The organism is Streptomyces himastatinicus ATCC 53653, from assembly GCF_000158915.1.
GTDB lineage: Bacteria > Actinomycetota > Actinomycetes > Streptomycetales > Streptomycetaceae > Streptomyces > Streptomyces himastatinicus.
The window spans coordinates 5,326,105-5,334,481 of the sequence record NZ_GG657754.1 but is presented as its reverse complement, the minus strand read 5'-3'; the positions used below and the strand labels follow the sequence as shown (position 1 = coordinate 5,334,481).

General features: G+C 70.2%; 6 protein-coding genes and 1 pseudogene. 3 read left to right on the top strand and 4 right to left on the bottom strand.

Going from position 1 to position 8,377, the window contains the following annotated elements; all coding sequences use genetic code 11:
• The 4 genes and pseudogenes from SSOG_RS22525 to hisC form a co-directional block, all read right to left on the bottom strand.
• Positions 1–775, bottom strand: a 775-nt coding sequence (locus SSOG_RS22525; protein ID WP_039938379.1) for an ABC transporter transmembrane domain-containing protein, incomplete at its 3' end; no start/stop codon positions are given.
• Between the two features lie 31 nt (positions 776–806).
• Positions 807–1,803, bottom strand: a pseudogene (gene cydB, locus SSOG_RS22520) (cytochrome d ubiquinol oxidase subunit II).
• Between the two features lie 25 nt (positions 1,804–1,828).
• Positions 1,829–3,424, bottom strand: a complete 1,596-nt coding sequence (locus tag SSOG_RS22515; protein ID WP_009716544.1) for a cytochrome ubiquinol oxidase subunit I — start codon at positions 3,422–3,424, stop codon at positions 1,829–1,831.
• Between the two features lie 230 nt (positions 3,425–3,654).
• Positions 3,655–4,734 carry a histidinol-phosphate transaminase gene (gene hisC / locus SSOG_RS22510; RefSeq protein ID WP_009716543.1) on the bottom strand — a complete coding sequence of 360 codons (1,080 nt, stop codon included), beginning with the start codon at positions 4,732–4,734 and terminating at the stop codon, positions 3,655–3,657.
• A 403-nt stretch (positions 4,735–5,137) separates the two neighbouring features.
• Here hisC and SSOG_RS22505 point away from each other — a divergent pair, with 403 nt between their 5' ends.
• From SSOG_RS22505 to SSOG_RS53810, 3 genes are all read left to right on the top strand, one after another.
• On the top strand, positions 5,138–6,238 hold the full coding sequence (locus tag SSOG_RS22505) for a LacI family DNA-binding transcriptional regulator (RefSeq protein WP_039941527.1): 1,101 nt from the start codon (positions 5,138–5,140) through the stop codon (positions 6,236–6,238).
• A gap of 216 nt (positions 6,239–6,454) precedes the next feature.
• The gene (locus SSOG_RS22500; RefSeq protein ID WP_009716541.1) at positions 6,455–7,564 is read left to right on the top strand and encodes a metallophosphoesterase; all 1,110 of its coding nucleotides are present in this window, start codon (positions 6,455–6,457) and stop codon (positions 7,562–7,564) included.
• Between the two features lie 189 nt (positions 7,565–7,753).
• On the top strand, positions 7,754–8,377 hold a 624-nt coding region (locus tag SSOG_RS53810; protein WP_009716540.1), incomplete at its 3' end, for a hypothetical protein.

Below are 8,377 nucleotides of genomic sequence, written 5' to 3'. Positions count from 1 at the left end.
CCAGCGCGACGGACAGCGTGGACAGCAGCTCCAGGGCGAAGGAGGACAGGAAGGCCAGCCGCAGCGTCTTCAGCGTGGCCCGCCGGTAGTCGGCGGTGATGGACCGGATCGCGGCGGCCTGGGCCTTGGCGCGGCCGAAGACCTTGAGGGTCGGCAGTCCGGCGACGACGTCGAGGAAGTGGCCGGACAGCCCGGACAGCAGCCGCCACTGACGGTCCATCCGGGACTGGGTGGCCCAGCCGATGAGCACCATGAACAGCGGGATCAGCGGCAGGGTGACGACGATGACCACCGCCGAGACCCAGTCGGCGGTGACGATCCGGGCGAGCACCGCCGCCGGAACCACCACCGCGAGGCCCAGTTGGGGCAGATAGCGGGCGAAGTAGTCGTCCAGGGCGTCGATGCCACGGGTGGCGAGGGTGGTGAGTTCCCCGGTGCGCTGGGAGTCCAGCCAGCCGGGCCCCAGCCGTACGGCCCGCTCCAGCAGCCCCAGCCGCAGCTCCGACTTGACCGCGGCGCTCGCCCGGTGCGCGGCCAGCTCGGTCAGCCAGGAGACGGCAGCCCGGCCCCCGGCGACCAGCGCCAGCCAGATCAGCGGCGCGGTCAGCGCGCCAACACCCTGGCTCCGCTGGAACGCACCCACCACGATCTCGGCGATGAGCATCGCCTGCGCGATGACGAGCCCGGCCCCGGCGAGCCCCAGCGCCACGGAGGCCGCCAGGAAGAACCGGGTCGCCCGCGCGTACCGGAGCAGCCGGGGGTCGATTGGTTTCACGTGAAACACACCACCTGAGGCAGCGGCCGCATCAGTGCGCGGCGGGGATGTGCTGGGTGCCGATGCGCTTGCGGAAGACCCAGTACGTCCACGCCTGGTAGGCCATGATCAGCGGCATCATGATGACCCCGACCCACGTCATGATCTTCAGCGGATAGGCGCTCGCGGCCGCGTTCGCCGCCGTCAGGCTCCACTTCGGGTCCAGCGAGGACGGCATGACGTCCGGGAACAGCGCCAGGAAGAGCATCGCGACCGACGCGGCGACGGCCACGCCGGACAGGCCGAACGCCCAGCCCTCGCGCCCCCGCGCGTTCATCACCAGGGCCGCGGCCAGCGCCACCGCCACGAGGACCACGGCGACCAGGCTGCGCCCGTTGCCGCTGTCGGCCTGGGTCCAGCCGAGGAACAGCAGCGCGACCACGGCCGCGACCGGGCCGAGCCAGGCCGCGTACCGGCGCGACCGCGCCCGGATGTCCCCGGTCGTCTTGAGCGCGGCGAAGACCGCGCCGTGGAAGGTGAACAGCACCAGCCGGGCTGCTGCCGCACCTCAACCCCGGCGTCATGACCTGGACGGACTTCCAGCGGCTCAAGCCCGTCGCGCCCTGCACCCCGTGCACCAGGTTGGCGAAGATCGCGCCCCACAGGAACGCGGGGAGCAGCGAGCACCAGAAGATCGTGTGCTCCCAGTTCCGCTGCCAGCGGTCCTCGGCACGCTTGTGCCGGTACTCGAAGGCGACACCGCGCAGGATCAGACAGACCAGGATGGCCAGCAGCGGCAGATAGAAGCCGCTGAAGAGGGTCGCGTACCAGTCGGGGAAGGCGGCGAAGGTGGCGCCGGCGGCCGTGATCAGCCAGACCTCGTTGCCGTCCCAGACCGGCCCGATGGTGTTGATCAGCACGCGGCGCTCGGTGCGGTCCCGGGCCAGCAGCTTGGTCAGCACGCCGATGCCGAAGTCGAAGCCTTCGAGGAAGAAGTAGCCGGTCCACAGGAAGGCGATCAGCAGGAACCAGAAGTCGTGAAGGTGCATGAGTCTCTCCGACCGTCAGTGCGCGTCAGTACGCGAAGGTCAGCGGCTTGTCGGCGTCGTCCTCCGCGGCGGACCCGCCGCCGGGACCACCCGGGCCGCCCGAGGGCAGCCGCAGCTTGGGGTCCTCGGCGGGCGGCTTCTCGTCGGTGTCCGGCCCGGCCTTGGCGTACTTGGCCAGCAGCCGCACCTCGATCACGGCGAGCACGCCGTACAGCAGCGTGAAGACGCCGAGGGAGATGAGGACCTCGGTCTGGCTCACCCCGGGGGAGACCGCGTCGGAGGTCTTCATCAGCCCGTACACCGCCCAGGGCTGGCGGCCCATCTCGGTGAAGATCCAGCCGAAGGAGTTGGCGATGAGCGGGAAGCCCATGGTGAGGATGCCGATCCGCCAGGACCACTTCGTGAGCAGCGGGCTCATCTCGCGCGTCGTGGTGAGCATGAGCCGGGGGACCTCGTCCTCGGCGGTGCGGAACGCGGGGTCGAGCCAGCGCTTCTTCCGGGTCGTCCACAGCCCGATGACACCGGCGGCGAACGACGTCATGCCGAAGCCGATCATCAGCCGGAAGCCCCAGAAGGTCATGAAGATGCTGGGGATGTAGTCCTCGGGCTGACCGCCGTAGGCGGCGGCCTCCTTCTGGGCGACGTCGTTGATGCCGGGGACGGCGTCGGTGAAGTTGCTGTGCGCGAGGAAGGACAGCGCCGCCGGGACCTCCAGTTCGACGCTGTTGTGCCCCTCGCTGACGTCGCCCACCGCGAAGACCGAGAAGGGTGCGGGCGCCTGGGTGTCCCACAGGGCCTCCGCCGATGCCATCTTCATCGGCTGCTGCTCGAACATCACCTTGCCGAGCGAGTCGCCGCTGATCGCCGTGCCCAGCCCGGCGACGACGGCCACGATCAGACCGACCCGCAGGCTGGCCCGCATCGCCCCGATCTGCTTCTTCTCCTTGGCGCCCAGCTCCTCGCCGCGGAGCTGCTTGCGCTTGGCCCGCCACAGGTGCAGGGAGGCGATGCCGACGATGAAGGCGCCGCCGGTGAGGAAGGCGGCGGTGAGGGTGTGGAAGACCACGACCAGGGTGGTGTCCTGGGTCAGCACCGCCCAGATGTCGGTCAGCCGGGCCTTTCCGGTGGCCTTGTCGATGGCGTAGCCGGTCGGGTGCTGCATCCAGGAGTTGGCGGCGAGGATGAAGTACGACGACAGGACGGTGCCGAGCGAGACGATCCAGATGCAGGCGCAGTGGATCTTCTTCGGCAGCTTGTCCCAGCCGAATATCCACAGGCCGATGAAGGTGGACTCGAAGAAGAACGCGAGCAGCGCCTCCATCGCGAGCGGGGCACCGAAGACGTCGCCGACGAAGCGCGAGTAGTCGGACCAGTTCATGCCGAACTGGAACTCTTGCACGATGCCGGTGACGACACCCATCGCGATGTTGATCAGGAAGAGCTTGCCCCAGAACTTGGTGGCGTGGAAGTACTTCTCCTTGCCCGTGCGCACCCAGGCGGTTTCCAGCCCGGCGGTGATCGCCGCAAGAGAGATCGTCAGGGGCACGAAGAGGAAGTGGTAGACGGTCGTGATCCCGAACTGCCATCGCGCCAGGGTCTCCGGCGCCAGAGCCAGCTCCACGTGAATCTCTCCTTACGGTCTTGCCGTGCCGCACGGTCGTGCCGCGCTGCTCACCGAAGCGAGCTTGTGAACGTATTCACATTCACAAGCAATGATACGCACACGCCTTCGCCCCCTCCCACCTGGGGGTGGGAGGGGGCGAATGGGTCACGCTTGGGTATCCTTCGCCGATCAGGGAGGGCCCGACCGGCCCCTTGACGAAGCGGGGCCGACGGCGCGCGGCGGCGCGCTCACAGCTCCTTGCGGAACCCCTCGGCGGCCCGCAGGAAGAGGTCGTTCGCCTCCCGCTCGCCGATCGTCACGCGCGTCCCCTCGCCCGGGAACGGCCGCACGACCACACCCGCCGCCTCGCACGCCGCCGCGAAGTCCGCCGTGCGCTCCCCCAGCCGCAGCCAGACGAAGTTCGCGTGCGCCTCCGGCACCGTCCAGCCCTGTCCGGTCAGCGCCCCGGCCACCCGGGCCCGCTCGGCGACCAGCGCCTCCACCCGGTCGCGCAGCGCGTCCTCGCTGTGCAGCGAGGCGACCGCGGCGTCCTGGGCGAGCTGGCTGACGCCGAAGGGGACCGCGGTCTTGCGCAGCGCCGCGGCGACCGGCTCATGGGCGATCGCGAAGCCGACCCGCAGCCCGGCCAGGCCGTACGCCTTGGAGAAGGTGCGCAGGACGCAGACGTTCGGCCGGTCCCGGTAGAGGTCGATGCCGTTGGGGACCTGGTCGTCCCGGATGAACTCGATGTACGCCTCGTCCAGCACCACCAGCACATCGGACGGCACCCGGTCCAGGAACCGCTCCAGCTCCGCCCGGCGCACCACGGTGCTGGTCGGATTGTTGGGGTTACAGACGAAAATCAGCCGGGTGCGGTCCGTGATCGCATCCGCCATCGCGTCCAGGTCGTGGACCTCCGCGTCGGTCAGGGGGACCCGCACCGAGGTCGCGCCCGCGATCTGAGTGATGATCGGATATGCCTCGAAGGACCGCCAGGCGTAGATCACCTCGTCGCCCGGCCCGGCCGTCGACTGGACGATCTGCTGGGCCAGGCCGACCGAGCCGGTCCCGGTGGCCAGGTGCTCCAGCGGTACGTCGAAGCGGGTCGCCAGCTCGGCGATCAGCGCGGTGCAGGCGAGGTCCGGGTAGCGGTTGAAGGACGCGGCGGAGTTCGCGACCGTCTCCAGCACTCCGGCCAGCGGCGGATACGGATTCTCGTTGGAGGACAGCTTGAAGGACCGGGGGCCGTCCCCGGCTGCCGGCTTACCGGGCTTGTACGTCGGAATCCCGTCCAGCGCCGCGCGCAGCTTGGGGCTCTTCTCACTCACCGGCAGTCCTCCTCGGCCCTTCCCTTCGGCTCCGTGCACAGGCTTCGCACACGGCAATACTGCACACCTTATGAGGATTGCCCGGCCCGGCGTACCCGCCGGAGCACCCCGCGTACCCGCCGGGGGCGCCCGCGTACCCGCCGGGGGAGCGCCCCGCTCATGTGCGCGCGCCGGTGGCGAGCGCCGTGGCGCGCATCCCTCGTGCAGGTGAGTTGAGACCTCTTCGAGACATCGAGCAATCGCCAGGTGTGGATATGCCAGGGGCGACCAGACCCCTCCCCGGCACCCCAACTGGCTTACTTTCCAAGGGAATTGGTCAGAGCGCTCATGCAGAAACGTGCCTTCCGAATACCGATGGCGGAATCGCGCAGACCGGGTGCCCGGGCCCTACTATCGGCTGGCCATGACAGCAGCAGGGAAGCACCAGGTGAGCCGGTCGGCCGGCCGCCGGTTAGGCAGGGCGGGCATCCGGGACGTGGCCGCCGCCGCCGGGGTCTCGATCACGACCGTCTCCGACGCGCTCAACGGCAAGGGACGGCTCCCGGATGCCACCCGCCGCCACGTCCGCGAGGTCGCCGAGCGGCTGGGCTATCGCCCGTCCGCCGCGGCCCGTACCCTCCGTACCGGCAAGTCAGGGCTCATCGGCCTGACCGTGACCACGTACGGGGATGAACCTTTCACCTTCACCGAGTTCGCCTACTTCGCCGAGATGGCACGGGCCGCGACCTCCGCCGCGCTGGCGCGCGGCTACGCGCTCGTCATCCTCCCGGCCACCTCACGCCACGACGTGTGGTCCAACGTCGCGCTCGACGGCACCATCGTGATCGACCCGTCCGACCACGACCCGGTGGTCGCCGAGCTGCTCCGCCAGGGCCTCCCCGTGGTCAGCGACGGCCGCCCGGCGGGCACCCTCCCGGTGACCGCCTGGGTCGACAACGACCACGAGGCGGCCGTGCTCGGCCTGCTGGACCACCTCGCCGAGGCCGGGGCCCGCCGCATCGGGCTGCTCACCGGCACCAGCACCGACACCTACACCCGGCTGTCGACCGAGGCGTATCTGCACTGGTGCGAGCGGGTGGGCCAGGACCCGGTCTACGAGTCGTACCCGGCCCACGACCCCTGTGCCGGGGCCGTCGCCGCCGACCGGCTGCTCGCCCGGCCGGACCGCCCCGACGCGGTCTACGGGCTCTTCGACCCCAACGGCACGGATCTGCTCGCCGCCGCCCGCCGCTACGGGCTGCGCGTCCCCGAGGACCTGCTGCTGGTGTGCTGTAGCGAGTCCACGGTCTACCGGACCACCGAACCGCCCATCACCACGCTCTCGCTGAAGCCGCGCCGGATCGGCACCGCCGTGGTGCAACTGCTCATCGACGCCATCGAGGGGCTCGACAGCGACCGTCCCGTCGAGCAGGTGATACCCACCGAACTGATCGTGCGGACATCGTCCCAGCGCCGTCCGCCGCGTACGACGGTCAGCCCGCCGCGCAGCCGCGCCGGAGGATGATCTGAGAGTGACTCAAGGATGACCCGAGAAGGACTGGAGGCCGTGGGGCTTCCGCTACCGGGCCAATCCGGGATAAAAGACCGTCCGAGCGGGACCGAGCACCGATTGACGGCACCCTGGTGCGTCACAAGCCCTCACGGTCATTCCTATGATGGGCGGACGACACCGCGGACCGCCGTCGACCAGGCAAGGTCCACAAGGTGGCACGGCGGCGCGATGGTGGAGGGGTCGATGACTCAGGGGGCCGGTCTGGAAGCCACGGCAGGGACCACGGCGGCGGTGCCGCATGTGCCCGCGTACGGGGCGTCCACGCCGCCCGGTCCGGTGCCTCCGGCACCTGCCCCTGCTCCGATGCCCGACGGGTACACCCCGACGGAGAAGCTGCCGGTGCTGGGCCCGGGGCACACCATCGCGGACACCCAGTTGGTGCCCCCGCAGGACCGCCCGACGATCGCCCTCACCTCGGTGACCGATCCGGAAGCCGACCCAGACGACGGCGAAGGCCCCGGCCCGCTGTTCGTCGTGGGCGACGTCCACGGCTACCACGACGAACTGCGCGAGGCGCTCGCCGCCCAGGGCCTGATCGACGACAAGGGCAGCTGGGCGGCCGGGAACGCCCGGCTGTGGTTCCTCGGCGACTTCACCGACCGCGGCCCGGACGGCATCGGCGTCATCGACCTGGTGATGCAGCTGTCCGCCGAGGCCGCCGCCGCGGGCGGCTACTGCAAGGCGCTGATGGGCAATCACGAACTGCTCCTCATCGGCGCCAAGCGGTTCGGCGACACCCCCGTCCACTCCGGGGCGGGCACCGCCTCCTTCCAGGCCGCCTGGCTGCTCAACGGCGGCCAGCGCACCGACATGGAGCGGCTGGAGGACCATCACCTCCAGTGGATGTCGCGGCTGGACGCGATGGCCGAGGAGGACGGGCACCTGCTCGTGCACTCCGACACCACCGCCTATCTGGAGTACGGCGACTCGATCGAGGCCGTCAACGACACCGTCACCGAGACGCTCCAGCGCAGTGACGCGGACGAGTGCTGGGACCTGTTCCGCAAATTCACCAAGCGCTTCGCCTTCCGCGACGAGGACGCCGGACCGACGGCCGCGCGTGAATTGCTCGGCGCTTACGGCGGGGAGCGCATCGTCCACGGGCACAGCCCGATCCCGTATCTGCTGGGCGAAGTCGGCTCGGAGGACGGCGAGGACGATGGCACGCCCGCGGTCGAGGGCCCGCACGTCTACGCGGACAATCTCGCGGTCGCGATGGACGGCGGCATCACCATGGCCGGAAAACTGCTGGTCGTACAACTGCCGCTGGGTGCCTGAGGCTGATGCGGGCGCGCACGGAAGCGGACGGAGGGCCTCACCGGGGCTGAGCAAATCACGAAACTTGCTGTCTCCTCGCGCCGGATCGGCTCTACCATCGGTTTATCCGTCGCAGGCTCTCCTCCGTTTCCGCCCGACTGACCGGCGAAAGCCGGCACCAAGGCCCTACGGAGTATCGGGGGATGCACCATGAAAAGCGCTCCGCACCTGTTCGCCGAGGACCGCCCGGAGTTCGAGCGAGTTCTCGACGAGGTGCTGCGTACCGCTGACCGCCGACCGGATCTGAAGGGCATAGGAGAGCGGCTCACCGCCGAGCAGCTGCGCGCCATGGCGCTCAGCGCCTCGGCCGCCATCACCGCGTGCGCGGCCGCCGAATACCAGGATTACGTCGTCGCCCGCACCAGACTGCGCGAGCCCACCGCGCCCCTGCCGATGCCCGGGGCGCCGGAGGACGACGGCGACCACGACCACTCCGCCGGATTCACCGGCGCCGTCCTGGACGCCTCAGGGGCGGGGCTGGTCCCCATGCTCGCCGTGCTGGCCCCGGTGCTGGCCGGGACCGCCGCGATCATCTTCCTGCTCGTCGGCTATGTGCTGCACGTCCTGGACCCCGCGCCGTCCATCGCCCAACCCATGATCACCGCGGGCTGGTTCTTCGCCGCCCTCACCGCCGCGGGCATCCTGCTCGCCGCCGTCGGCCTCCTCATCACCGCCCTGCGCAACGGCTCCAGCGCGATCCGCGGCGAGGCCCTGGCCGAGCAGCTGGAGGAGGTGGACCGCGCCAGACAGGCGTGGCGGCAGGCCCTGCTGGAA

Coding starts and splice junctions, on each gene's coding strand:
- SSOG_RS22505 (WP_039941527.1), top strand. CDS start 5,138: ATGACAGCAGCAGGGAAGCACCAGGTGAGCCGGTCGGCCGGCCGCCGG.
- SSOG_RS22500 (WP_009716541.1), top strand. CDS start 6,455: ATGGTGGAGGGGTCGATGACTCAGGGGGCCGGTCTGGAAGCCACGGCA.